Source organism: Paenibacillus naphthalenovorans (assembly GCF_900099895.1).
GTDB classification, from domain to species: domain Bacteria; phylum Bacillota; class Bacilli; order Paenibacillales; family NBRC-103111; genus Paenibacillus_G; species Paenibacillus_G naphthalenovorans.
The window spans coordinates 209,678-234,476 of the sequence record NZ_FNDY01000005.1; the positions used below are offsets into that span (position 1 = coordinate 209,678).

Annotated in this window: 25 protein-coding genes, 2 pseudogenes and 1 riboswitch; of the genes and pseudogenes, 10 read left to right on the top strand and 17 right to left on the bottom strand. The window is 43.2% G+C overall.

All coding sequences use genetic code 11. The annotated features are described in order from the left end of the window. Positions 1 to 304: 304 nt before the first annotated feature. Genes BLT35_RS07610 through BLT35_RS07620 form a run of 3 tightly spaced genes read right to left on the bottom strand, consistent with a single transcriptional unit; the run spans position 305 to position 3,734 of the window. Entirely contained in the window at positions 305 to 1,972 is a 1,668-nt protein-coding gene (locus tag BLT35_RS07610; RefSeq protein ID WP_074727443.1) for a ribulokinase, read from the bottom strand. Between the two features lie 17 nt (positions 1,973 to 1,989). Then, on the bottom strand, positions 1,990 to 2,808 hold the full coding sequence (locus BLT35_RS07615; RefSeq protein ID WP_054819817.1) for a carbohydrate ABC transporter permease: 819 nt from the start codon (positions 2,806 to 2,808) through the stop codon (positions 1,990 to 1,992). Next, the gene (locus BLT35_RS07620; protein ID WP_074727444.1) at positions 2,805 to 3,734 is read right to left on the bottom strand and encodes a carbohydrate ABC transporter permease; all 930 of its coding nucleotides are present in this window, start codon (positions 3,732 to 3,734) and stop codon (positions 2,805 to 2,807) included. Before BLT35_RS07620 ends, BLT35_RS07615 begins: the two co-directional genes overlap by 4 nt. Before the next feature lie 377 nt (positions 3,735 to 4,111). Between BLT35_RS07620 and BLT35_RS07625 the strand changes: the two genes are divergently transcribed. The 4 genes and pseudogenes from BLT35_RS07625 to BLT35_RS07640 all read left to right on the top strand — a co-directional run. Continuing rightward, complete coding sequence (locus tag BLT35_RS07625; RefSeq protein WP_062410547.1) at positions 4,112 to 4,873, top strand: DeoR/GlpR family DNA-binding transcription regulator; 762 nt, start codon at positions 4,112 to 4,114, stop codon at positions 4,871 to 4,873. Positions 4,874 to 4,985: 112 nt separating this feature from the next. Then, complete coding sequence (locus BLT35_RS07630) at positions 4,986 to 6,083, top strand: alcohol dehydrogenase catalytic domain-containing protein (protein ID WP_074727445.1); 1,098 nt, start codon at positions 4,986 to 4,988, stop codon at positions 6,081 to 6,083. A 208-nt stretch (positions 6,084 to 6,291) separates the two neighbouring features. Then, on the top strand, positions 6,292 to 7,647 hold the full coding sequence (locus BLT35_RS07635; protein WP_074727446.1) for an extracellular solute-binding protein: 1,356 nt from the start codon (positions 6,292 to 6,294) through the stop codon (positions 7,645 to 7,647). A gap of 86 nt (positions 7,648 to 7,733) precedes the next feature. Beyond that, positions 7,734 to 7,916, top strand: a pseudogene (locus BLT35_RS07640) (IS256 family transposase); the annotation flags it as partial. Positions 7,917 to 7,924: 8 nt separating this feature from the next. Here BLT35_RS07640 and BLT35_RS27790 read toward each other — a convergent pair. The 9 genes from BLT35_RS27790 to BLT35_RS07680 all read right to left on the bottom strand — a co-directional run bounded on the left by BLT35_RS27790 (position 7,925) and on the right by BLT35_RS07680 (position 16,694). After that, entirely contained in the window at positions 7,925 to 8,053 is a 129-nt protein-coding gene (locus tag BLT35_RS27790) for a hypothetical protein (RefSeq protein WP_256380576.1), read from the bottom strand. A gap of 18 nt (positions 8,054 to 8,071) precedes the next feature. Continuing rightward, entirely contained in the window at positions 8,072 to 8,257 is a 186-nt protein-coding gene (locus tag BLT35_RS27315; protein WP_074727447.1) for a hypothetical protein, read from the bottom strand. Next, entirely contained in the window at positions 8,258 to 9,361 is a 1,104-nt protein-coding gene (locus tag BLT35_RS07650) for a protein-glutamate methylesterase/protein-glutamine glutaminase (RefSeq protein ID WP_254777521.1), read from the bottom strand. It lies immediately after the preceding gene. Then, positions 9,358 to 10,206 carry a CheR family methyltransferase gene (locus BLT35_RS07655; protein ID WP_254777522.1) on the bottom strand — a complete coding sequence of 283 codons (849 nt, stop codon included), beginning with the start codon at positions 10,204 to 10,206 and terminating at the stop codon, positions 9,358 to 9,360. The genes BLT35_RS07650 and BLT35_RS07655 overlap by 4 nt, the downstream gene beginning before the upstream one ends. Before the next feature lie 90 nt (positions 10,207 to 10,296). After that, positions 10,297 to 13,047 (bottom strand): methyl-accepting chemotaxis protein, encoded by a 2,751-nt coding sequence (locus BLT35_RS07660; RefSeq protein WP_254777523.1) that lies wholly within the window; start codon positions 13,045 to 13,047, stop codon positions 10,297 to 10,299. Then, the gene (locus tag BLT35_RS07665; RefSeq protein ID WP_062410543.1) at positions 13,044 to 13,529 is read right to left on the bottom strand and encodes a chemotaxis protein CheW; all 486 of its coding nucleotides are present in this window, start codon (positions 13,527 to 13,529) and stop codon (positions 13,044 to 13,046) included. Before BLT35_RS07665 ends, BLT35_RS07660 begins: the two co-directional genes overlap by 4 nt. 36 nt (positions 13,530 to 13,565) lie before the next feature. Next, positions 13,566 to 15,578, bottom strand: coding sequence for a chemotaxis protein CheA (locus BLT35_RS07670; RefSeq protein WP_062410542.1), 2,013 nt, complete (start codon positions 15,576 to 15,578; stop codon positions 13,566 to 13,568). A 13-nt stretch (positions 15,579 to 15,591) separates the two neighbouring features. Continuing rightward, positions 15,592 to 16,017, bottom strand: coding sequence for a chemotaxis protein CheW (locus BLT35_RS07675; RefSeq protein ID WP_171005960.1), 426 nt, complete (start codon positions 16,015 to 16,017; stop codon positions 15,592 to 15,594). Between the two features lie 23 nt (positions 16,018 to 16,040). After that, positions 16,041 to 16,694: an HD-GYP domain-containing protein gene (locus BLT35_RS07680; protein ID WP_074727449.1), complete on the bottom strand. Its 654-nt coding sequence runs from the start codon at positions 16,692 to 16,694 to the stop codon at positions 16,041 to 16,043. Between the two features lie 103 nt (positions 16,695 to 16,797). Here BLT35_RS07680 and BLT35_RS07685 point away from each other — a divergent pair, with 103 nt between their 5' ends. The 3 genes and pseudogenes from BLT35_RS07685 to BLT35_RS26420 form a co-directional block, all read left to right on the top strand. Next, positions 16,798 to 17,736 (top strand): tyrosine-type recombinase/integrase, encoded by a 939-nt coding sequence (locus BLT35_RS07685; RefSeq protein ID WP_074727450.1) that lies wholly within the window; start codon positions 16,798 to 16,800, stop codon positions 17,734 to 17,736. Positions 17,737 to 17,875: 139 nt separating this feature from the next. Continuing rightward, positions 17,876 to 17,960, top strand: a riboswitch (cyclic di-GMP riboswitch). Positions 17,961 to 18,269: 309 nt separating this feature from the next. Next, positions 18,270 to 19,079 carry a pentapeptide repeat-containing protein gene (locus BLT35_RS07690; protein ID WP_054820286.1) on the top strand — a complete coding sequence of 270 codons (810 nt, stop codon included), beginning with the start codon at positions 18,270 to 18,272 and terminating at the stop codon, positions 19,077 to 19,079. Between the two features lie 246 nt (positions 19,080 to 19,325). Next, positions 19,326 to 19,466, top strand: a pseudogene (locus BLT35_RS26420) (transposase); the annotation flags it as partial. A 2-nt stretch (positions 19,467 to 19,468) separates the two neighbouring features. Here the strand turns inward: BLT35_RS26420 and BLT35_RS07700 are convergent. The 4 genes from BLT35_RS07700 to BLT35_RS27795 form a co-directional block, all read right to left on the bottom strand. Continuing rightward, complete coding sequence (locus BLT35_RS07700) at positions 19,469 to 20,239, bottom strand: VanZ family protein (protein WP_062410540.1); 771 nt, start codon at positions 20,237 to 20,239, stop codon at positions 19,469 to 19,471. Next, positions 20,200 to 20,562 (bottom strand): PadR family transcriptional regulator, encoded by a 363-nt coding sequence (locus tag BLT35_RS07705; protein ID WP_054820355.1) that lies wholly within the window; start codon positions 20,560 to 20,562, stop codon positions 20,200 to 20,202. The genes BLT35_RS07700 and BLT35_RS07705 overlap by 40 nt, the downstream gene beginning before the upstream one ends. 273 nt (positions 20,563 to 20,835) lie before the next feature. After that, a complete protein-coding gene (locus tag BLT35_RS07710) occupies positions 20,836 to 20,904 on the bottom strand; it encodes a ParA family protein (RefSeq protein ID WP_074727469.1) in 69 nt (22 codons plus the stop codon). Positions 20,905 to 21,344: 440 nt separating this feature from the next. Next, the gene (locus tag BLT35_RS27795) at positions 21,345 to 21,473 is read right to left on the bottom strand and encodes a hypothetical protein (protein ID WP_302848188.1); all 129 of its coding nucleotides are present in this window, start codon (positions 21,471 to 21,473) and stop codon (positions 21,345 to 21,347) included. A 157-nt stretch (positions 21,474 to 21,630) separates the two neighbouring features. Between BLT35_RS27795 and BLT35_RS07720 the strand changes: the two genes are divergently transcribed. Genes BLT35_RS07720 through BLT35_RS07730 form a run of 3 tightly spaced genes read left to right on the top strand, consistent with a single transcriptional unit; the run spans position 21,631 to position 22,641 of the window. Continuing rightward, positions 21,631 to 21,999 carry a DDE-type integrase/transposase/recombinase gene (locus BLT35_RS07720; RefSeq protein ID WP_137671252.1) on the top strand — a complete coding sequence of 123 codons (369 nt, stop codon included), beginning with the start codon at positions 21,631 to 21,633 and terminating at the stop codon, positions 21,997 to 21,999. Further along, positions 21,966 to 22,298, top strand: a complete 333-nt coding sequence (locus BLT35_RS26840; RefSeq protein WP_175471951.1) for a transposase — start codon at positions 21,966 to 21,968, stop codon at positions 22,296 to 22,298. Before BLT35_RS07720 ends, BLT35_RS26840 begins: the two co-directional genes overlap by 34 nt. A 1-nt stretch (position 22,299) precedes the next feature. Further along, positions 22,300 to 22,641 (top strand): Mu transposase domain-containing protein, encoded by a 342-nt coding sequence (locus BLT35_RS07730; protein ID WP_175471952.1) that lies wholly within the window; start codon positions 22,300 to 22,302, stop codon positions 22,639 to 22,641. Positions 22,642 to 22,714: 73 nt separating this feature from the next. On the opposite strand, the gene BLT35_RS27500 is transcribed toward BLT35_RS07730, so the two are convergent. Continuing rightward, positions 22,715 to 24,592: a flagellin N-terminal helical domain-containing protein gene (locus BLT35_RS27500; protein WP_302848189.1), complete on the bottom strand. Its 1,878-nt coding sequence runs from the start codon at positions 24,590 to 24,592 to the stop codon at positions 22,715 to 22,717. Positions 24,593 to 24,799 lie beyond the last annotated feature (207 nt).

Genomic DNA, 24,799 nt, shown 5'->3' on the forward strand with positions numbered 1-24,799 from the left:
AAAAGTTGCGTCCCCTTCGTCTCCGCCCAAGCAGTCTCAAGTCCCCATTATTTTCACTTTACATGCCTCCTTCTTACACTCGTCTTTCTCGCTGCTATGGTATTATCATAAATAATTATTTGCCTGCGGGATGCAGACACATATGCTCAATAACGAGACGAAACCGAACGTAAATTCATATGAATCGTATGAAAAAGAAAAAGCCCCTCCCCGCTTTCGCAGAAAGAAGGCTTGCGCTACGATGACGGATTGGCTTGTCCGTGCAAGGCGTGCTCGAATGCAGCCATGCCCGTACTTGCGACAATCATTTCATCCTTTTCAGACGCTTTAACACGTCATTGCCGCCCTCGCCAAAATATGTCTTCAGTGTGCTGTATTCCTTATAAAGCGCCTCGTAAATGGAAACATGCTCGGGAATCGGCTTGAACACCCCGCTTTTCGTTTTCCCCATGACCGCCGTTGCGTCCTGAATGGTTTTATATCCGCCCCTGGCCTCTCCTGCTGCTACGGAGCCCAGAATAGCCGCGCCAATGGCCGGTGTAAACGGAGAGTCGGCCACCTTGATTTCCATGTTCATCACATCGGAATAAATTTGCATTAGCAATCGGTTGCGCTGAGGTATGCCCCCGGCGGCATAAAGCTCATGGACCGGCAATTCATTGTTTCGAAATGTTTCCATGATGCTGCGTGCACCGAATGCCGTCGCTTCAAGCAGCGCCCGGTAAATTTCATGAGGTCGAGTGCGCAGCGTCATACCGAATATCGCACCTGTTAACTCAGCATCATCCAGCGGAGAACGATTGCCGTTATGCCAGTCCAGCGCAAGAATCCCGCTTTCTCCAGGCTTCAGTTCAGACGCCAGCCGCTCCATCCAATCCTGAACGGACATTTGTGCTTTTGCAGCCTCTTCGATGATTTGAACCGGAATCCCTTGTTTCATAAACCAAGCAAATATATCGCCTACAGCCGATTGGCCCGCTTCATACCCGTAAAGACCTGGAATGATACTATCTTTAACAACACCGCTGATGCCTGGAACACAGATTTCCTTCTCCGATAACATTAAGTGACAAGTTGAAGTACCCATGACCATAACTAATTTCCCGGGGGTGCATACTCCGGTGCCCAGAACCGCCGCGTGGGCATCAATCATCGATATGGCTACCGGAAGGTCGGGAGTTAACCCAAGTCTTGCAGCCATATGAGGCAGAAGCGTCCCCGCCTGATTTCCTAGCGGCACTACTTCACCGCTTAATTTGGTATCGGTAATCGATTGGAGGCGAGGGTCTACTGCCGCAAAAAAATCGGGAGCCGGATACCCTTCGGCCTCATGCCAAAACGACTTGAATCCGGCCATACAGCCGCTGCGTTTCAACTGACCAATCAGCTTGGCGACAATCCAATCTCCCGCTTCAATAAAATAAGCTGCATCCCGGTAAATCTCAGGGGCTTCATGGAGTATTTGAAGACATTTGGGCAGCATCCATTCCGAGGAGATCTTCCCCCCATATCGTTTTAACCAAGGTTCATTGCGTTCCAGAGTGATACGATTTAATAAGTCCGTTTCCTCTTGGGTACTATGATGCTTCCATAACTTAACCCAAGCGTGGGGATGATTCGAATATTCCGCTTTGAGACAGAGCGGCTCAAAAGCAGCATCGACCGGCAGCATCGTGCATGAAGTGAAATCAATTCCTAACCCAATCACCTGCTCCGCCGATACGCCGGCCGCCTGAAGGACAGCCGGAATGGAACGGTAAAGCACCTCCAGGTAATCCTGGGGATGCTGTAAAGCCCAATCCGGGGGAACAAACGAGTTGGATTCTGCATGAGGCAAACGTTCTGTAATCACCCCGTGAGCATACGGCGTTACATGGCTTGCAAGCACTTCGCCATTCGACACATCCACAAGAACCGCACGACCGGACTCCGTGCCAAAATCAATTCCCAGCGAACATGTTGGAGTATTCATGACAATAGCCTCCGTAATTATTTTTCAACACCGCCAAATGTCAGTCCAGAAACAATATGACGTTGGCTAAAGAATGTAAACAAGACGATAGGAATCGTTTGTAAAACAGATAATGCCGCCATCAACTCCCATTTAATATCGAGTTGACTCGTATAGGAGGTCAATGCGACCGGCAATGTTTTGGCCGCATCCTGCGTCATGATAAGCCCGAACAACAAGTCGTTCCAAGTCCAAATAAAAGAGAAGATCACCACTACAGCAATGCCGGAGCGAATTAATGGCAGTACGATGAACAGCAGCGTCTGCATCAGATTGCACCCGTCAATCAATGCAGCCTCTTCAATTTCTTTTGGCATTTTCTTAATGAAAGAGACCAGCATCCAAACGGCAAAAGGCAAGTTGAATGCCGTATAAAGCAAAACCAGCCCCATGCGCGTATCAAAAAGCTCAACTTTTTGAAAAATAATAAATAGTGGAATAATAACGGCAATCGGGGGCATCATTTTCGTGCTCAAGATCCATAATTCGATATGTTTCGAGCCGCGAAGAGTATATCGCGCTAACGCATAAGCCGCAGGTATGCCAAGCAGCAGGGCAATCACGGTTGAAAATACACCGGCGGTAAAGGAATTAATAAAGTACGGCCACGTTTCGGAAAGAACGACGGCAAAGTTATTAAAATTTAATGATTTTGGCAAAATAGACGGAGGCATAGTAAACATTTCAGCTCTTGATTTGAACGCGGCAAGCAGAAGCCAAATCAACGGAAGTATATAAACAGCAGTTACCAAATAGACCGATACGCCGGCAGCATTTCTAACTAAGTTACGGTTCATACCACATCTCTCTTCCATAAGTATTTAAACAGCATCTGAACAATCACAGTACTTATTATCAAAATGATTATGGCAACAGCGGCTCCGCTCCCCGTCTGGTAGTACAAGAAGGATTGCCGGTACGCCATCAAGCTCATCAATTCTGTAGCGGTTCCAGGGCCACCGTTAGTAGTTACATAGACTACATCAAACATTTTCAAGCTTTCCATCACCCTGATAAAAATACCAAGAACGACAACATGCCATATAAATGGAGCTTCAATATTTTTCAGCCTGGACCAAAAACCGGCGCCTTCTATTTGAGCTACTTCCGTTAAATCTTTCGGTATGCTGTTTAATCCGGCAATAATTAGAAGCATCATAAAAGGCGCCCATTGCCATACATTGATACCCAAAATGGAATACAGGGCAACTTTTGGGTCGCCAAACCACGCCAGAGTCGGCAAATGGAGCAAGTCCAATATATAGTTCATCACTCCAAGGGTAGGATTCAAAATGTACGACCAAAGTAAACCTATAATTAAAGGCGTCACCATAATCGGAATCATAAACAATGTCCTAAGAATACCGGTTCCCTTTACTCCATCGGCAGCCGTAAAGAGCTTGGCAATGAAATAACCTATAATGAGTTCAATGGCAATCGTCGAAACGGTAAGCAGCAACGTATTTCCAACGGCGGTATAAAAGGTCTTATCTTTTAACAACACCGTGTAATTCGTGAATCCAATAAACTTTGCAGCGTTGATTCTGGTCAGATTCAAATTGCTAAAACTGACGTAAAGCGCATAAACCAACGGATACACATTCCAGACCAGCAAATAAATCAGTGCCGGCAACAGCATGATCCAGCCAGTCAAATGGGATCGCCCCAGTTCTTTCTTTTTGGCTAGCAACTTAATGTCTCCCTCCATATATTTCGCCTGCATATGACCACTCCTAACATGTTGTTTATTCACGCAAAGTCATTCACGTAAAAATGAACATTTTCGCGCATACCCAATTCATCATTCCTAGTTGAAAGCGATTACTCGAATTTATGAGTTTATTTTAAATGATTTCTTTCCGTTAAATCAAGATTAATTTTCAACAAAACGAAAATTTATACGCATTATCGAACATATATAAACATTAATAAGCTTGATTTTTAGTAAGTAACCTTCGTGATTTCGTTTTAACATAAAGGTAATCTTACGGTTTTAGCTGAAATGATAAGCTCTTGACAAAACATCGTGTTCGATAATAAGCTTATATCAAGCAATTATGAAAACAAACGAGCAATTTCAAACAGTGGAGGTCATCGACTATGCTTGCTGCCGAAAGAAAGCATCTTATTGTTGAATATGTAAAACAACGACATACTGCCACTGTAGCCGCTCTTGCCAAACATTTTCATGTTCATGAGGCAACGATCCGCAGAGACTTGATTGAAATCGAACAGGAAGGCCTGTTACGTCGTACACACGGTGGAGTCGTTTTGGATAAGGGGGCCAATTTTGAGCCATCCTTTTCCGAGCGGGCTATCGATCAGATAGAAGAAAAAATCCGGATCGGCAAAAAGGCGGCTGAAATGATTGAAGACGGCGATCATGTCATTCTGGATTCCGGTACAACAACGATTCATATCGCAAAGCATCTTACTCACCGTAACAACATTACCTTAGTGACCAATGACATTAATGTGGCCAGTGAGCTGCGCGACTCTCCGGGGGTTACGGTTATCGTTACGGGGGGGCTTTTATATAAATCGAGTTTTATGCTCAACGGCATGTTCACAGATCAGGTACTTCATACTTTACATGTGCAAAAAGCATTTATCGGGACACCGGCTATTCATCCTAAGTTTGGGCTTACTCATCCCGAGGCCCAGCTTGTTCCCACGAAGCAAGGTATGATTCGAGCGGCTCAAGAGGTCATTGTGGTCGCCGATCAATCGAAAGTAGGCAAGGTGTCGCTTCATACGGTTGCTCCGATCGAATCGATTCATTCGATAATTACCGGTAACGACATATCCGAATCCGTCCGAAAGCAATTTAAGGATTCAGGGATTCAGTTGATTACGGTTTAAATAAAATGCCATGCGTTAGGACATTTCTTGCATTCCGGATCTCTGCCTCAGAAGAGGGCTGCAAGAAATTTCTTATATCATTCATATCCTTATAGGGAGGTATTGATTTTCATTGCAACCACTCAAGAACAAGACATCCGTTCAGTCCCGCGCGTACAGATTACTTAAACCGGGAGAAATCAGTGAGGTGACCCTTGAACACGAGATACGCGATGGGGAAATTGTTGTTCAACCGTCCATGGGCAGCATCTGTCATGCAGACCTAAGGTATTTTACCGGTCAACGACGGCCTGAAGCACTGGCCAAAAAATTACCGATGGCCTTGATCCATGAAGGCATCGGAACCGTTGTTGAAAGCACTTCGCCGGATATCCAAATGGGACAGCGGGTTATCATTGTTCCTAATTTACCAGGATATTTGCTTCGAAACATTTCTCCGCAGTTTTGCTGTCCAGCCTGCCAAAAAGGATTGGGGGAAAACTATTGCCATTACGGCAAATTTTTGGGAAGCGGTTTCGACGGCATTGCTCAAAGTCATCTCGTCCTTCCGGCCGCATGTGCCATACCGATTCCGGACGAGGTTCCTGACGAAATTGCCGTATTGGCGGAACTGTGTTCCGTCTCCTATCAGGCAGCCAGCCGCATTGCCGACCGATTACCCGCAAGTCGTGTCGCCGTGTTCGGCGACGGACCCGTAGGTTACTTGACCGCCGCAGTTTTGCATCATGTTTTCGGGGTTACAAAAGACCGGCTGCACGTACTTGGTGCGATTCCAGAGAAGCTTGAGCAATTCCAATTCGCTTCCAGAGCGTTGGTGCAGGAATACGATTTTACCCATTCGGCTTCATTCGATATTGCGGTTGAATGCACAGGCGGTCGCTTCTCCGAAAGTGCCATTAATCAGGCGATTGATATTATGAGTCCTGGCGGTGCTTTATTATTAATGGGGGTTACCGAAGAGAGAGTTCCAATGAATACGAGGGATATATTGGAGAAGGGCTTATTGGTCATCGGAAGCAGTCGAAGCTCCTATTCCGATTACCATCCTTTGATTTCTGCTATGAAAGATATCGGCTTTCAAACCACCTTGCGCAGATTGCTTCCTGACCAGAATGTCACCATTCGAACCTCAGAGGACTTTGCCGCTGTAATGAAAGAAGCTGCGGAACATCGAGGATGGAAAAAAACAGTACTGAATTTCCAATGGTAACAACCAAAAGAAACTACAGTACCGAAAGAAAAAAACTATACAACTTATATTATATAATAAAAAAAAGATACGATACAAGATAAATAAAAGCTAATCCCTATCCTTCGTGCAGTCCCTATTTTCGCTCATGGCATTTTATGAACGAACAGGACTGCACTCCATTGCAACACTTGTGTAAGCGATTTCTAAAAATTCAAGGAGGCTTCCTATGAAATCTATACATTACCTGAAAAAAGCTCTACCCGCCGTTTTAGCCGGTACCCTGCTTCTTACTAGCGCCTGCTCTAATGACAAGCCGGAAGGTTCAACCGCGGCTGAAAATACGAACAACGGAACCCCAAAATCCTTGAAAATTATTATGATTGCCGACCCCTGGGTTGACGTAATGAAAAACTTCGGGGCGGAATATGAGAAAGCCACTGGAATCAAAGTCCAAATCGATTCCTATTCCTACGATCAAACACACCAAAAAGAAGTCCTGTTAGGAACCCAAAAGTCGGACGCTGCAGACGTCATAGTCCTGGATTCCCCTTGGATTGGCGAATTTGCCGAAGGACAAATTACAGAGGACTTGAAAGCAAGAATTGAAGCAACGCCTGATCTCGAGTGGGATGATTATATCCCTTCATTCCGCCAAGTTGCCGAGTGGAAGGGACAAATTGTCGGAGTTCCTTTCGCGCCTTATTACGTGATGCTTCACTATCGCAAAGATCTCTTTGAAAAGGAAGGTCTTCAGCCTCCAAAAACCTATGATGAAATGGTGGCCATCGCCAAACGTTTTACAAACAATCCGAACTATCCCGGAATGTCCGGGATTGCCATGAATAATGCCAAAGGAGCGCCTGCAGGCCAGGCTTGGTTTGAGTACATTTTTAACGTAGATAAGCCTTTTGAAAGCAACTATCCAGGCAGCAAAGATGCCTATGCCGACATGACGCCGAGAATAGATTCGCCTGAAAGTATTAAAATAGTCAACATGTTCAAGGAGCTCCTGCAATACCAGCCTGATGGCGCGCTCAACTTCGCTTGGGATGATCGTACTCAAGCCTTTGCACAGGGCAAAGTAGCTATGATGGCCGCATGGTCGGTTGTGACCCCCGGTCTTTTGGATCCAAGCCGTTCTCAAGTTTCAGATAAATTTGCTACAGCCCTTGTACCTGGTGTTTCCGGCAAAGATCCGGTGGCTCCTCTTGGCGGATGGGTGATGAGCATTAACAAATACAGTAAAAATAAAGAGGCCGCTTGGGATTTCATTAAATGGGCCAACAACAAAGAGAACCATAAGAAATTTGTTCTTCAAGGCGGACCTCCTTCCCGTTTATCCGAATTGAACGACAACGAGATCAAACAAAAGTTCCACTGGATTGATACGTTGGCCCAATCCGCCGAGAAAGCTTACGCCGATTGCCGCCCTCGGATTCCGGAAAGCTTCCAAATTATCGATACCATCGGGAACGCAATCTCTCAAGCGGTTAGTGGCCAGATGCCCGTTGAACAGGCCATGAAGAAAGCAAATGATGATGTGAAAAAATTGCTGATTCAAAGCGGATATACGATTAAATAGTGAATCAAGAATGGAATGTAAGGCTGTACGTTAATACCAAAGCCACGAAGGCCGCTCTGATAGCGGCTCTCGTGGCTTTCATTTATACGAATCCGATCAAGAGCTATCATCGCCAGCTCCGGAAAGTAACCAAAGGCAAGAGCATCTTCCCAACTGATGAAGCATTGCCCAAGATGCTCTATTTGGCTACGATGGATGTGACAATGAAAGGGACGGATCGTGTCCGGAACTGGAGACAAATCCTTCTCCACGGCTTGATGAATATTTAACAATTCAATTACACTTCTCTCGCCTTATCTGATTTTTCGGTTTGTCTGGGATTTACCAATTCTGGATATTCAACTTCCAATTTGCGGATGAGTTCCTCGATTTCTTCCGGAGTGAGGATTTCCTTTTCTTTCTCCATTTTAGAGCCTCCTTGCAATCATGGATACCAAATTATAGAGATCATCTGCCAATTGAAACAAGCAACTTGTGAAGATGCCGCAATCTCCTCTTTGTCTGAAAACGTTTGGATTTTGTATTCAACAATGAAAAGCATGAAAGGGGCAAGAGGATCCCCTTCGCCAGCAAATGTTGGTTGGGTATCCAAAAAAACGATCGCCCGCATCTAAATAAATGATAGGATCTCTTGATATATATTGGGTAAAGATACTTGCCGATCAGCATATCCCGCCTCATAAACCGCTTTTGGCATACCATATACGATACATGATTCTTCAGATTCAACGATCACATGACCCCGCTGCCGCTTCACTTCACCGCAACCGATTAACCCATCTGTCCCCATTCCAGTAAGAATAACGACCAATAAACGATCGCGATAAATCGAAGATCCGGACTGAAGCGAAACATCAATGGATGGCTTGTACAATTTGCTCTCGTCTACCACGATTTTGAACGTCGTCTTCCCGTCATTTGTTTTTTGAAACAAGGTCTGATATCCTGCAGGAGCAACATAAATGACTCCTGGCATTACGACATCGCCATCTTCCGCTTCTTTCACTTTCAAATTGCATAGGTTATCGAAACGGTCTGCCAATGGTTTGGTAAATCCGGGCGGCATATGCTGTAGAACAACAATTCCTGCAGGAAAGTCGGGTGTAAATCGAGGAAGTATGGATTGTATGGCCGACGGTCCGCCTGTGGAACACCCGATAATGAGCAGATCAACGGAAGCGGAACCTCTTTTCTTATTTTCTTCCACTGCTTCTTTCACAGATACAACATTTTTTCGTAAGGGTAATTTTGCACTAGCGGCGGCCTTTACCCTCATCAAAAAATCGTCTATTATTTTAGGTTCCGCAGGATCCTTCATCAAGGAGCTTTTTGGAAAGAAATCTACCGCACCTAATTGTAATGCCGTTAGAGTGGCTTCCGCTCCTTCGCCTGTTAATGTGCTCAGCATTACGACGGCAACCGGATGATATTTCATGATTTGTTCCAAGGCGGTTATTCCGTCCATTTCCGGCATTTCTACATCCATCGTAACGACATCCGGTTTGAACCGCTTTATCTTTTCAATTGCCTCCAGGCCATTGCGGGCGATACCCACGATAAAAAAATCCGGATCCTTCTCAATTAAGAGGCTGATGGCCCTCCTCATGAATGCAGAATCATCGACGATCAGCACACCGTACCGACTCAATTGGCTTTGCCTCCTTATGAGAATAGTTTCTGAAGCTGGCTTCTCTTCAATATTGCGAACTCTCAACGTCCCCCTTTTCGGAAATAAAATGTCGCACGAGCATTTATGGTTTCGAAATTGGTGTTCAAGCCCGTTATCGTTTCGGCATGTCCCAGAAATAAAAATCCGCCTGGATTTAAACGATGATAAAATTTCGCAATGACCCGGCTTGTAGTTACGGAATCGAAATAAATAAGCACATTTCTGCAAAAAATGATATCGACTTTTTCGACCGCCGCCATATCCTCATCATGTAAAAGATTCGAATGCCGGAATTCAATCCTGTCTTTTATGAAGCTCTTGATTTGAAATCCTTCATCTTGCGGAAAAAAGTACTTATCCAACATTTCCTTAGGAGTCCGGCGGAAGCATAGCGAATTTTTATGGTACCACCCACGATTCGCGATTTGCAGAACTTTTTTATTAATGTCGGTTGCAATGATATGTACAGATTCCAGCGGTACAATCCCTGATTCTGCGATTGTCATCGCCAAGCTGTAAGGTTCTTCTCCCGTTGAGCAAGCGGCACTCCAAATCCGAATCCATTTCTTATTCCGCAATTGGGGAAGAATCGCATTGCTTAATTCATTTAGCTGACTCTCTTCACGAAAAAAATAGGTTTCGTTGTTAGTAATGAGTTCAACAAGGTGATTCCATTCTTGCTGGTTCCTTGTTAAGAATTCGGTGTACTCCCCGAACGTCATATTCAGAATGGATAGTCTCTTCGAGACCTTCGAGGCGAGCAACGAAAGATTGTCCAAGTAATTCAGTCCGCAAAAGTCATAAATCATTTGCCCCAAATCTTTTAAGCACATATCATTATCCTGAATTTCGTTTATGAACTCCATATTCATTAATGTTACATCTCCCATATGAGCAGCGCATTAACAAGGTCCTCAAAGCTCTCTCAAAGGTTCGCATTAGAGAATAATAAAGAACTGATGCTTTCCGTCGGACGGATGCTAGGCTTGCAATATTCGAAGTGAATTTTTGATTGTTGCGGATCGGTCTGACAATTCTCGCGCAACCACAACCATCCCTTCCACGTCTTGAATATTCTGTTGGACAACACGTTCCGTATCGGATATCGCCTTTTCGAGTTTGTCCCTTTCTTTCACTTGAAATTTTATCGCTTCTGTTACTTCGGCAGCCTGTTTGGTTACATTTTCGACGACTTTTACAATATCCTTTCCGTGTTTTGCTTGTTCCACTGTGGCCGCAGTAATCTGACGCACCTGTTCCCGGGCATTCGCTACACCCTTAACGACTTCTTCGACACCGGCGGCCTGTTCATTCGTCGCCTGAGCCACCATAGCGGCCTGTTTGGTTACATTTTCTACCGCCTTTACGATATTTTCGCCTTGCTTTGCCTGTTCACCAGTTGCTACGGTGATTTGACGCACCTGTTCACTGGCATTCACTACACCCTTAACGACTTCTTCGACGGCGGCGGCCTGCTCCTTTGTCGCCTGAGTCACCATCGCGGCCTGTTTGGTTACATTCTCTACCGCCCTTACGATATTTTCGCCTTGCTTTGCCTGTTCACCAGTTGCTATGGTGATTTGACGTACCTGTTCACGAGCATTCGCTACACCCTTAACGACTTCTTCGACGGCGGCGGCCTGTTCCTTCGTCGCCTGAGTCACCATCGCGGCCTGTTTGGTTACATTTTCTACTGCCCTTACGATATTTTCGCCTTGCTTTGCCTGTTCACCAGTTGCTACGGTGATTTGACGCACCTGTTCACGAGCATTCGCTACGCCCTTAACGACTTCTTCGACGGCGGCGGCCTGCTCCTTCGTCGCCTGAGTCACCATCGCGGCCTGTTTGGTTACATTTTCTACCGCCCTTACGATATTTTCGCCTTGCTTTGCCTGTTCACCAGTTGCTATGGTGATTTGACGCACTTGTTCGCGGGCATTCACTACACCCTTGATGACTTCTTCGACGCCGGCGGCTTGTTCCTTCGTCGCCTGAGTCATCATTTCTGCCTGAGTGGTTAATGCGCCTACGGCCATCACGATTTGTTCGCTTCCCTTAGCCTGTTCAACCGTAGCTGAAGTGATCTGTCTGATTTCATTCGTAATTTTGTCGACTCCGGTTACTATTTTTTCGATGGCTATACCTGTTTCATCCGCCAATTTGTTTCCTTGTTCGACTTTTACCATACCGATCTCGATGGCTTTGATGGCATCAGTTGTTTCGCTTTGGATCCCTTTAATTAATTGGGCAATTTCTTTGGTGGCTTTTGCGCTTCTTTCGGCGAGCTTCCTCACTTCATCGGCAACAACGGCGAACCCTTTTCCGTGTTCACCAGCCCTTGCAGCTTCAATTGCGGCGTTAAGTGCCAAAAGGTTGGTTTGCTCGGCAATGTCGTCGATGACTTCAATAATGCTTCCGATTTCTTCCGAGCTTTTCCCCAGATTAGTTATGACGCCAGAGGCCTGTTTTACGACATCCGCAATTTCTTTCATTCCCGTGAGGGACTGACTAACCGCCTTTTGTCCATCTTTGGCATCCGTTTGAACCTGGTCCGCAAGTGAATTCACATTTTGCGCATTTTTAGCCACCTGTTCAATCGAAGCCGCTATTTGCTGAATCGAAGCAGAGGTATCGCCGGCGATTTTCTGCAATTGGTCTGCATTGGCAGCAATGCCGCGAATCGATTTTCCCATCTGCTCAATGGATGCGGAGATTTGTTCAACCGAACTGGCTGTGCTTTCAGCATTTCCGGCAACCTGTTGAATGGAAGCCACCATCTCCTGGATAGCATTCAAAGTTTCTTCCGCCGAGGCGGTCAAGCTCGCCGCATTATCGGCTACGCCTTGGATCGATTGCCCCATTTCTTCAATGGAAGCGGAAATCTGCTCCACAGAACTCGCTGTACTTTGGCTATTTCCGGCAACCTGTTGAATGGAAGCCACCATCTCCTGGATGGCATTCGAAGTTTCTTCCGCCGAGGCGGTCAAGCTCGCCGCATTATCGGCTACGCCTTTGATCGATTGCCCCATTTCTTCAATGGAAGCGGAAATCTGCTCCACAGAACTTGCCGTACTTTGGCTATTACCGGCAACCTGCTGAATGGAAGCCACCATCTCCTGGATGGCATTCGAAGTTTCTTCCGCCGAGGCGGTCAAGCTCGCCGCATTATCGGCTACGCCTTGGATCGACTTCCCCATTTCTTCAATGGAAGCGGAGATCTGCTCCACAGAACTTGCCGTACTTTGGCTATTTCCGGCAACCTGTTGAATGGAAGCCACCATCTCCTGGATGGCATTCGAAGCTTCTTCCGCCGAGGCGGTCAGGCTCGCCGCATTATCGGCTACGCCTTGGATCGATTGCCCTATTTCTTCAATGGAAGCGGAAATCTGCTCCACAGAACTTGCCGTACTTTGGCTATTGCCAGCAACCTGTTGAACGGAAGCGACCATTTCTTGGATGACTTCCGATATTTCACTGGCGGAAGCAGCCAGACGATCTGAATTTTTGCTTACCCCTTCAATGGATTTCGATATCTCTTCAACAATGTCGGATGTGGATTCAATGGCTGAAGACTGCTGGCTGGTCCCATGAGAAATCTGTTCCGTCATGACGGCAAGTTCCTTCAGATTTTGCTCTAATCTTTTTGAATCGGTTATAGCCGCTTCAATGGTTTCGGAAACTCCTGCAGCTTTCATAAATTTGTGAGCAAGTTTTTTCGTCAAAGTGCTCATGGAATGTTTTCCTCCCTTTTTTCAACTTCGTTGATGATGAAATTTATTTCCAGCTTGTTTAACAAGTGATCGAGATGAAGCAATATAATGAGACGATTGTCCATTTTACAGATTGCTCCCATATAAGCCGTTTGTGTAGTAACGATCGTATCAGGAACCGGTTCCAAGCTGTTTTCATCGATTCGCAGCACTTCTTTCACTTCGTCGACCAATAATCCGATAACTCTTCCTTGGGAGCGGGTTATAATAATGCGCTGTTTTTTGGACTTAATCGGTTCTTTCAAAAATTGAATTCTAAGATCGATTACCGGTATGATTTCCCCGCGAAGATTGATAACTCCGACTATGGATTCGGGTGCTTTTGCGATCGATGTGACTTGAGGAACAAATATAATTTCATATACATCTGTAATGGGAAGCCCGAATTCCTCCGTTTCTATCCGAAAGGTAACCAACTGCTTGATGGCTTGGGCAGATGTCAACGATGAGTCCCTCCTTACTGTGAAAAATGGATATGGTTAGACCACATCATCCATTACTTCGGATTCGATAGACTTAAGGTTATTTGCCAATTTGAATACTCCGGTTACATCCAAGATCAGCGCTACGCTTCCATCGCCCAGAATCGTGGCCCCCGAAACGCCTTCGACCTGTCCGATATAGGAACCGATGGATTTTACTACAATTTCTTGGCTGCCGATCAATTCATCGACAACCAAACCGAGCCGTTTTTCTGCCAGTCCGACAACCACGATAAATACATGCTTTGTTTTTCTTTTGCCGCAGGACATTCTAAAAAGATCGTGAAGACCGATGAGTGGAAGAATTTTTTCTCTGATTTTTACAACAGCTTGTCCCTTAACGGAGTGGATTTCTTTTTTCGATATACGGACGATTTCGATCACACTGTTCATGGGCAAGGCATAAGTTGTTTCCTGCAACTTGATCAGAAGTCCTCGAAGAATAGCTAAAGTTAAAGGCAATTTAATCGTGAACTTCGTCCCTTCGCCCAAACGGGTTTCTACATCGATCAATCCGTTTAATTTCTCGATATGATTTCGGACAATGTCCATCCCGACTCCGCGTCCCGATATATCACTTACGGATTGGGCTGTCGAAAAACCAGGAAGAAAAATAAGTTGAATCCATTCCTGTTCCGACATCATTTCGGCATCTTGCGCAGTAATCAATTGTTTGCGTATGGCGGATTCTTTTACTTTCTCCGCGTTAATTCCCGCCCCGTCATCCTCTACCGTCAGCACCACTTGATTTTCTTGATGGGACGCCCTAATCTTTATCGTACCTTTAAGGGATTTTCCCCGTTTTTTTCTAACTTCTACTTCTTCTATACCGTGGTCTATGGCATTCCGGATCAGATGAATCAACGGATCGCTAATTTCCTCTATGACTGTCCGATCCAGTTCAGTTTCTTTCCCTTCAAGCAGCAGATTGACTTCCTTGTTTAACGTCCGGGCTAAATCTCGTACCATTCTTGGAAATCGGTTGAATAATCGCTCGACGGGAAGCATTCGCGTCTTCATCACGGATTCTTGAAGTTCCCCAATGATTCGGCTGAAATGATTGGAAATTCGCTCCAAATCATCGATCGTTTCATCCGTAGAGTAACGATCGCGCAACAAATTTCCGACTTGGGCGATTCTTGTCTGGTCGATGACCAATTCACCAACCAAATTCATAATGCTGTCCAAGTGTTCCACATCGACGCGAATCGTTTGTCCTATTTTCTTTTCTTCTTTTCTGCCCTGGTTTGGGATCGGGTTGTCCGGCTCCGAGTCCTTATTGGCATCTGTCAATGGCACGAAAGCATCAACCAAATTGTCGTTTGAAAAAGGCACCACTTCGGCATCTTCAACATCAATAAGCTGGCTCAGCAAATGTTGAAGGGCATCGGAATCCGCGTTCGTCTTGACGATATAGGAAATTTCATTGAGGTTTGTTTCTTCGATGACGCTGTCCAATTCCGGTTCCGACGACATAACGGATCCCCACTTCTTAAGATGATTTAACACAATATGGGCCCGAGGAAGCTTCATCTCACAATGTTCGGATAAACGAACTTTACATCTCCACTTTTTTAATTTCTGTTTTTTGTCTTCAAACAACTTACTATTCGATTCGAAGTTCTCTTCCGTCCTCTTTTCCAATTGCCGCAATTGATGCACGATGGAATCGATATTTGTTTTTGTAACACCTTCTTGTTCAATTTCTCTTTTCAACCAGTTTAAATGATCCAAACATTGAAATAGGATATCTACAACCTGCTGCGTCACCGGTAGAAGTTGATTTCGAATCTTGTCAAAAATATTTTCCATTTCGTGGGTCAATTGTTTTATTTCCTCGAAACCCATCGCAGCGGATGAACCTTTTAATGTATGAGCAATCCGAAAAATATTATGTATGATTTGCGGGGAATCGCCTTGCTGTTCCAAATTCAGGATCTCTATTTCCAGTAATTGAAGCAATTCTTCCGCTTCAGACAAGAAAACTCCCATCAATTCCGAACGATTCATATGGGTTTCCCCCTTACCCTACAAGAACATGTTCTAGATTTAAAATGCCGATAAGTCCTTCTTCCGACTGGCCAATCCCTTGAAAATAACTGCCATCAACTCCAGAAACAATTTCGGTAGAGGGCTGTATATCGGAAAATTTGATCACTTGATTAACTCCATCTACAACGATGCCGATCATTTCTTCGTTATGATTCACCACTACGATTCTCGCTTTATGAATTACGGACGTCTCTCCCAATTGAAATCTTTTACGCAAACTGATGATCGGCACAATTTTACCCCGAATGTTCGTAACACCTTCCAAAAAAGCCCTACTGTTAGGTATTGCTGTTATTTTTTGCATTTTGATAATTTCATAAACTTCAGAAATCTTTAGAGCGTATTCTTCTGTGCCCAGTTCAATCACGATATACTGGTCTTGCTGTAAAACTTCCACTATTTCACCCCCTAGATATTCACTCAACCAAGGAATGCGGATTCGGATAAAAGATACGGCGGATCGTTCTGGGAAAGATACTGTCTGTCATATTCTGAATTCATGGTATGGTGCAGTTCAATAAAGTACGATTCACTCATCTGTAAAAATACGGTCAAAACATACGGATCAAATTGTTTGTTTCTATTTTCCCATAGCTCGATTTTGGCATCCGCGAACGTGATGCTTTTACGGTAGGGTCGGCCCGAAACCATGCAGTCGAACGCATCCAATATGGCACAAATTCTGGCGCAGAATGGAATGTCACCGGCAGCCAAACCGAATGGATAGCCCGTTCCATCCGGACGTTCATGATGATAGAGAACCGCGCCGGTAACATCCTGATCGGTAATGCCCTCATTCCGTAAAAAATCGTTTCCCCAGATCGGATGTTGCTTCATCAAGACCCATTCATTGTGGGTCAGTACGGAGGATTTTCCTAAAATCGATTTTGGAACGAAAATTTTACCGATGTCGTGTAAAATGCATCCCAGCACAAGTTTTTGGGTTTGCTCTTGATTTAAATTTAATTCTGCGGCTATTCGTCTTGCCATATTACTAACGCGAATACTGTGATGATAGGTAGACGAATCGTGTAACCGCAATTTGGACAGCCAACTTGCGATTCGTTGATTCAATGTGGTGTCCCTCCGTTTAGAACATATTGCAAATAATGCGAAACACGATGTACAATGTCGCACAATGTTGATTATTCGACATCATGGAGGAGAAACAACCAAGATGAATCAAGTTATGGTATTACCGGAACAACAAACAGAGCAGAAAAATCGAACGTACACAGATGACCAAATCGTGTCTATGTTCCTAAAAATGACTTGCACGGAATCTGAATTCACCTTGAGAAATTACAGCAGAGCGATCCAATTATTTCGTCAATTTCTATCCTTCAAGCCGCTTCGTGAAGTAACATGGAAAGAGGTCGAGGTATTCAAGATCAGTTTATCTGAGGGGCTTTGCAGTCCTAGTAAAAAGCCCTTATCCCCTGCTTCAGTAGCAAATTTCCTTGCTCCTATTCGTTCGCTATACAAATGGGGGAGTGATCCGAATATTGGTCTATTTACGGTAAATCCAACAACTTGCATCCGCTCCCCCAAAGTACCGGTAACCAGCAAAAATCATTATCTGACGAAAAAGGAAGCAATACATCTCCTAATCGAGCTAAAAAAATCAGGTGAACGCAACTATTTGATTGGCCTATCTTTAATATTAATGGGATTACGAGTATCGGAACTGGTTGCAATCGAATGGGGGCATTTCCACTCGGATCCCGCTGGCATTTCCATGTGGTTAACCGTCGTTGACGGCAAAGGGGGTAAACAAAGAGAAGTGAAGGTTCCCAAAAAACTCTGGATGATCTATGCAGAACGTTTTTCCCACTATCGACCGGAACAACGTCTGTTTCCCCTAACGGTCAGGCAGGTCGAAAGAATTATGCAGAAAGTTCGTAAACAAAGCGATCTGAGAAAGGAACCAACCCCACATTGGCTTCGACACACGAATGCAACGCTTGCTCTTCTTAACGGTGCCTCTTTGCAGCAAGTTCAGGAAAATCTGGGTCACGCTCACATTAATACGACTCAAAGGTATTTACATACGATTGAACAATTGAACAAAGCTGCTCCTGATTACGTAGAGGAATGTTTCGCGGACATTTTATAGGCCTATTGGCATAAGGAATTTTATTGGAAATGGTTGCAAATGGAGTTCCTTAGGACTATAATTGTACAATAAATAAATTGTCGAATAATCAACATTGTACGACCAGTATGGAAGGTTGCACATTTTTTTTCAATAAAATTTATACACAAGGCAAACCTATCGAAAAATAGGGACGCAAATCCATGGGTCTAAATACCCAGTGATATGATCGCCAGGTTGCTGAGAAATAAGACCTACCTTACTGCAATGGGTAGTTTTTTTGTTTTGCCTGTCTATCTATGCACTATGATAGTCGCAAGCTTGGGGTAGTCCCCCAGGGGCTGGGGATAGATCTCATAGATTAGACAATATAGACGTTTCATTGTTGAGAGCCCCTACATTTGTGCCGGCGTGACAAATGGAACAGCATCCATTATGATGTTATATGGTCACGTATCAAGAAGAATGATTCGATGAACCAAATGGAACGCTTACCTTGGCTTTTCGCCGCTGGCGACGGGCAAGCGGGTCAAATTAATTTAGGAAGTGATTTTTTGAATAGTAAATTGCAGTCTGACTGTGAAAATTGCTTTGGGTTATGTTGTGTGGCCTTACCCTATACAAAATCAGCAGATTTTGCTTTTAATAAAGAAGGCGGAGTCCCTTGTCGTAACTTGTGTCCAGATCATCGTTGCAGCATACATGAACATCTAAGAGATCAAGGTTTTCATGGGTGTGTTTCCTATGAATGTTTTGGTGCTGGACAACATGTTTCACAAGAAATTTTTAAAGGTAAAGATTGGAGAAAGAATCCAGAGTTATCAAAGGAAATGTTTGCAGTATTTCCTATTGTTCAACAGTTGCATGAGATGCTTTGCTACTTAAGTCAAGCTTTAGATTTAGAAGAAACTCAACCCATCCGGAATGAATTGCAAAGCGTTTTCGATAAAACTTTATCTCTAACTAATCTTAATCCGAAAGATATTCTTAATTTAGATGTACCGGCTCATAGAGAAATCGTGAATCATTTATTACTCAAAACAAGTGAATTCATTCGAAAAGAATTCATTCAAAGTAATAAGGAAAGCAAGATACGCAAGGATTTTATAGGTGCGAATTTAAAAGGTGCTAACCTACGAGGTATGAATTTAAGAGGGGCATTGTTGATTGCATCTAATTTGAGGGGCGCTGACTTAAGAAAAGTGGATTTTATTGGTTCAGACTTAAGAGATGCTGATTTATCAGGTGCAAATCTTACCGGAAGTATTTTTCTTACTCAAGCTCAGGTTAACTCGGCTAAAGGTAATAAAGAGACCAGATTACCTCGTTACTTAAAAGTTCCTGCTCATTGGTTAAAACATTAGTAATTAAATAATGGAAATGGTTTTAAACAAACGAAGGAAAATTATGCTTAAGTTAAGGGTTACAACGACAAAAAAGTCAATCATTCGGCACTGAGGGGGTATGTAGAAGAAGAGCGTCTTCCTTAGCCGCCCCTATCATAATAAGTTCAAAAAAAGAAGCGGGCATTCTCCCGCTCCGTTACGATATCCGCCAATACATCTCAACTCTTAGTCTTTCCTGACTAACAGTGAGCAGCACTCCACAACATTATCCGTTCATGGTGCAGCAACTGGGACGAGCTCGCTACCTTCTTTAAGTATCCACCTGATCTGTGCAAGCTGATCTACACGACCAATATGATCGAGAGCTACCACCAGCAGCTGCGGAAGGCAACCAAGGGAAAAAGCAATTAATTTGTTGTTTTTCGGAATATACTTCCTTTCGGTAAATGGATCATACTCTTTATTGTCCCTATAAGTAAAAAACCGATGATACTACCGGTGACATTTAAAATGATATCATCGATATCAAACTGTCCAATTTTAAGAACAAGTTGTAAGAATTCGATTGAAAAGCTGATTAGAATTGACGCAGCAAATACTTTCGTGAAGGTTTGGTATTTTTTAAATAACAGAGGAAGAAAAATTCCTAATGGTAGAAAAATTAAAATATTCCCTAATGTGTTATTGATGATTATATCTAAGTTAAACCGGTCATATCCAGTTATGTATTCCATCGTATTTTTAAAAGGGATGATATTCGAATTAAACTTTAAAGCTTCCAAATCAAAATATCCTTCTGAATTCGGTGGAATAAAAACATAATAGGGGTTCGCAAAACCGTTTGCATAATCTGTAATACGTATAATCATTCTCTGAAATAGCAGCTTAAACAGAATGATCAAGGAGTACAGACCAAATAAAATCCATGTTCCCATCTTGAATACCTTATAAAAGGGAAATAACGACTCTTGTAAACCATTTATCAATTGTTTTTGTTCCCCGAAATTTTCCAGTGCTTTTTGCGTCGCTTCTTCATTTGTAAAACCTTGTTCTATATATTCATTTTTCAATAAGTATAGATGATCCCTCATTTCATCAATGATTTCCCTTTTTTGTTCCTCGCCGCAATTTAATTCGCTTACAATTTTATCAATATAGGTTTCGATTTTTTTATCCACGCGATTCCCTCCGAACATACTTTTATTAAATGATTGATTTGATTCCATTCTTTTAATTTCTTTTCCAATTCTTTCTTTCCATCTTGTGTAATTCTGTAATATTTTCTTCTCCCGCCGCTCTCGGAATTTCCCCAATACGATTGCAGCCATTCTTTATTCTCTAATCTTTTTAAGGCGGGATACAGCGTTCCCTCACTCATGTTGTACAGTTCATTACTATTTTCCTTCAATATCTTTACGATTTCATAACCGTACATGTCCCGTTTATCTAGGAGTGACAAAAGCAAAATATCAATACTGCCTTTCATGATCTCTTTGTCCATACCTGCACCTCACCTTCAAAATCAACCGATTACATCGTATCACAATAATACATCGCATTACAAGGTTGAGTAAAGAAATTCGATCTAAGCACCCGAATGAACTGAATCCGTTTGATCGTCTTTTTGGATGGTTTGCAATTTGCGGAACCGGTATCCCTCGCGGCCGTGCTCGTGAAGCCCGTCCTCCTGACTTACCAATTATAAGGGAATTTTTATAAAATGACTGAGCGTTGCCCTGCAGGACATGCACGCTTCAGTAGCCAGTCCGATTTCTTAATTGATCGCCGTTGTGGTCTTTCCCACTCCACCTTTCTGGTTGGCCAGAGCAATCACCTTCGGCACTTGACTTTCCTACCTTCATGCAAAAAGCCGGTTACCTTTATATTTGAGGCAACCGGCTCTTTGAAAAATATGCTCTTTGTATTCAAATCCATGTTTTATGTAGGGCTTGTTCCAATTAACAAACCAAGCGTCTGACACGAAATCATTCCAGTAAAGGACAAATCCTTTTGCTTTTACTTTCCACTCACAGAACCCATTATCGGAACCAAATATTTCATACATTTGATATTCGCAGTGCTTTTTTCGGTCAAATTTCAGAATTTCTAACTCCTTGAAATTAGTACATTCAATTTGTTGTTAAATGTTGTCGTCCAAGAATTTAGTTGCTCTACTTGATATTGGTTATGTGAAAACCAATCGACACTTATCAGTGTTCTTAGCAACATTAAAAGGGTTAAGCGGATGCTCCAAAAGAATGTTGATTGATTCAATATCAACTATTATTTGAATAAATCTCCCATCAGATTGGAAACTGCTTGATCGCTGTACATGCCGCCAGGCGTCCTTTGCTTGAACGGAAAATAAGTCGATTGCAGCGCCGTCGCGAGGTGCGTGCTATCTGCGTTCACCGTTATTTCAAACGAAATTTGTTCATGAATGTCCGAACCACGAAAGCTGCGCGATCCGCTTCCGCATTCGTCGGAACCGTACACCAGAAGAAAACGAACTTATAGAGCTTGAAACCCGTGCAAAAAAGTTAGACCCTTATGAGCAGCAAATCTTGCAGTGGCTGCGGGAATACCCGGATCTGTCCGCAACACAAATCCTGGCTGGCTGAAAGAGCGCCATGCCGATTTTAAAAATCGGAGCGAGCACCGTCAGAAGTTACGTCCACCAATGGGCGAGCAAATGCAAGTGGATTTCGGAGAAGTGAAAATAAAAAATTTGCAAGGCATCCCGGTGAAGTTATGGTTCATCACGTTCGTTCTCTCCCACTCCAGGTATAAATTCATCCATTGGCAAGACCGTCCCTTTGTCACCAAGGACGTGATCGACGCGCACGAACTTGCCTTTGTCTATTATGGCGGAATGACTCGGAAGATTGTGTACGACCAAGTCATTTGCTGCTTGCGAGTAAAAACTACGGCGACTTGATCCTGACCCATGAATTTGCATCCTATGTACGCCAGCGCGGCTTCCACGTTCGCATGTGCCGGAAACAGGATCCCGAAAGCAAAGGGCGTGTGGAGAATGTCGTGAAATATGTGAAACAAAACTTTGCCCGCCATCGGATGTTTGTCAGTGTAGATAAGCTCAATGAGGAATGTTTGTCCTGGCTGGATCGGACCGGCAACACCCTGGTTCACCATACGACGAAAAAAATACCAGCCGAAGTGTTTGCCATCGAAAAGCAACATCCTTCGCCCGGTCCTAGAAAAAATAAAATCTCCTAAAATGAGTATAACAAGGACCGTGCGAAAGGACAATACCATCTGGTATGAAGGCAACCGGTACTCGGTTCCGCTTGGCACATATGACGGCACTGCCAAAGAGGTCGGTGTACAAGCATGTGAAACCAGACTGCGGATCTATGATTTGGATACTAGAGAGTATCTGGCCGAACATGAACGTTCCTTTCTGAAAGGGCAACTCATTCAAAACACCAATCACCGACGAGACCGAACCAAAGGTATCCGTGCTTATTTGGAAAGCGTGACAAGGCAGTTCTCCGACACGCAGCTGGCTGCCGCCTACTTGGAAGCCATCTGCCAAAGGCAGCTACATCGGACGAAGTAAAGCCGCTGCAAGGAACGGATCCGGCCCAATATGCAGGAAAAAATAAGAAACCCTCCATATTATTGGAGAGCAGTTAACTATTACTTAATATTTGCAATACGGCTTCAGGCTGCTGATTCGCTTGAGCTAACATGGCTTGGGAGGCTTGAGCGAGAATATTATTTTTTGTAAACTCCATCATCTCTTTTGCCATATCAACATCTCTTATTCGTGATTCTGATGCCGTTAAATTAATTTTATAATTTGAAATATTATTATGAATGTGTTCTAGTGCATTTTGATATGCACCAAATTTAGCACGCTCTGATGATACTTTTTCTAATGCTTTATCTATTTTAGAGATAGCAGATTCTGCGCCTTGGCTGTTTGAAATGTCAATATTATCCACATCAAGTGCAGTTGCTCTCGCATCAGTTAAGAGGATTTGAAATGTATCGCTTGAGTTTGCACCTATTTGTAAACTTCTCCACGTAACGCTACTTGTTTCATTAATTACTCTGAAGTTTGAAATTGTATAACTACTACCATTCATTTCCCTTTCAAACTTTAGAACCCCGTTATCGTTTACTGCGATTATACCTGCACTTACATTATTGAATTCATTATTTAAAGCACTGATTAAACTCGTAGCTGTATATGAACCAGGTGATAGTGTTATTACCTTTTTAATACCTTCGTCAACAGTAAACTCCCACTTATTCTGTCCAGCTCTTACCGTTATTCCGCTTATAATATCAATATCCGTTTTTAGATAACTGGTTGTCTTTGGAGTCCATACATCTCCTAGCTGGGATAAACGCAAAAACAAGGGATTAAGTGCATTGCCTGACACTAATTGAATTGCATTTTCCGAACTACTGTAGTTATGTGTGAGCTTAAGAATATAATGCTTATTTCCAGGTCCAGCACTCATATTTACTCCAATTGAAGGTGACATTGAAGCGGTAATACTAGCACCTACATTGGCAAATTGATTATTTAACTCCGCAATCAGTTCATCTCTACTATACGAGCCTTCAGTAAGAACAATTGTTTTAGATACCCCATTTTCAATAAAGTTTAACGTATCATTAATGCCTGCTTCAACAGTATACCCTACGGAAAAATCAGCTTCTCTTCCCCAAACTTCATAATTTCCACCAAATTGGGGTTCTGCTGCAAATATCTCATTAAATGCTGTCCCTTCAACCTCAATCGTATGGTTACCTGGAATTGTACTCGTTAATAACGTTCTCATATGAGTATCATCCCAGTCACTATATACATCAGATAGTGTAACAGGTGCGCCTAGAGCAGACAGCTTGGTATTAATATCATTGTATAATGCAGTAGAAGAACCGCTGTAGAATCCTGGCGATATATTAATGGAGTACGCTGTACCATCAAACTTGATTGTCAACCCATCATTAACTCCAGAAATAATATTTATTCCACTTGCCGTATGTATGTTCTCACTGTTTCCAATCAAAGTTGATCTTGTTAGTGAGGATATATTATCACCAACATATGTAGAAAAGCTTACTGTCGTTAAATTACTGTTTTCAACATTTAAAAGGTTAATCCCATTAAATTGAGTGAGATTTGCAATATCATCAATTTCTTGTTTTAACTGCATTATTTCCTTCTGAATCATATATCTATCTTCATCAGTTAATGTATCATTTACCGCTTGGACAGCTAATTCTCTAGCTCGTTGCAAATTATCAGTTATTTCTGTTAATCCACCTTCTGCTGTTTGAATTAAGGATATCCCATCTTGAATATTTCTCTCCGCTTGCTCTAATCCTCTGATTTGTGCCCTCATCTTTTCAGATATTGCTAGTCCTGCTGCATCATCTGCCGCTCTGTTAATGCGTAAACCCGAGGATAGTTTTTCTAAAGAATTCCCAATAGATCTATTATTTTTGTTAAGTCTATTTAATGTATTTAATGCTGATATATTATGAGCTATTCTTCACGAAAACCACCCGAGGTGTAAATACTAATTGATATATTTATCGACTGATATCAATGAATAATTTAGTATAAACTACCTTACTTCTTATAGATAGTACTATCAAAATCAAAATTGTTGTGCATGAATCTAGCCTAGAAATCTGCACCATACACCGATTGCCAAGCTTTATAGAGAACACGAATCTATGACATTAGGCTTTGC

Bases quoted from the DNA above. Each gene is read 5' to 3' on its own strand.
- BLT35_RS07615 (WP_054819817.1), bottom strand. From the start codon at position 2,808: ATGAACCGTAACTTAGTTAGAAATGCTGCCGGCGTATCGGTCTATTTG.
- BLT35_RS07635 (WP_074727446.1), top strand. From the start codon at position 6,292: ATGAAATCTATACATTACCTGAAAAAAGCTCTACCCGCCGTTTTAGCC.
- BLT35_RS07660 (WP_254777523.1), bottom strand. From the start codon at position 13,047: ATGAGCACTTTGACGAAAAAACTTGCTCACAAATTTATGAAAGCTGCA.
- BLT35_RS07620 (WP_074727444.1), bottom strand. From the start codon at position 3,734: ATGCAGGCGAAATATATGGAGGGAGACATTAAGTTGCTAGCCAAAAAG.
- BLT35_RS07625 (WP_062410547.1), top strand. From the start codon at position 4,112: ATGCTTGCTGCCGAAAGAAAGCATCTTATTGTTGAATATGTAAAACAA.
- BLT35_RS27790 (WP_256380576.1), bottom strand. From the start codon at position 8,053: ATGGAGAAAGAAAAGGAAATCCTCACTCCGGAAGAAATCGAGGAACTC.
- BLT35_RS07610 (WP_074727443.1), bottom strand. From the start codon at position 1,972: ATGAATACTCCAACATGTTCGCTGGGAATTGATTTTGGCACGGAGTCC.
- BLT35_RS27315 (WP_074727447.1), bottom strand. From the start codon at position 8,257: ATGCGGGCGATCGTTTTTTTGGATACCCAACCAACATTTGCTGGCGAA.
- BLT35_RS07655 (WP_254777522.1), bottom strand. From the start codon at position 10,206: ATGGGAGATGTAACATTAATGAATATGGAGTTCATAAACGAAATTCAG.
- BLT35_RS07685 (WP_074727450.1), top strand. From the start codon at position 16,798: ATGAATCAAGTTATGGTATTACCGGAACAACAAACAGAGCAGAAAAAT.
- BLT35_RS07730 (WP_175471952.1), top strand. From the start codon at position 22,300: ATGAGTATAACAAGGACCGTGCGAAAGGACAATACCATCTGGTATGAA.
- BLT35_RS07705 (WP_054820355.1), bottom strand. From the start codon at position 20,562: ATGGACAAAGAGATCATGAAAGGCAGTATTGATATTTTGCTTTTGTCA.
- BLT35_RS07670 (WP_062410542.1), bottom strand. From the start codon at position 15,578: ATGAATCGTTCGGAATTGATGGGAGTTTTCTTGTCTGAAGCGGAAGAA.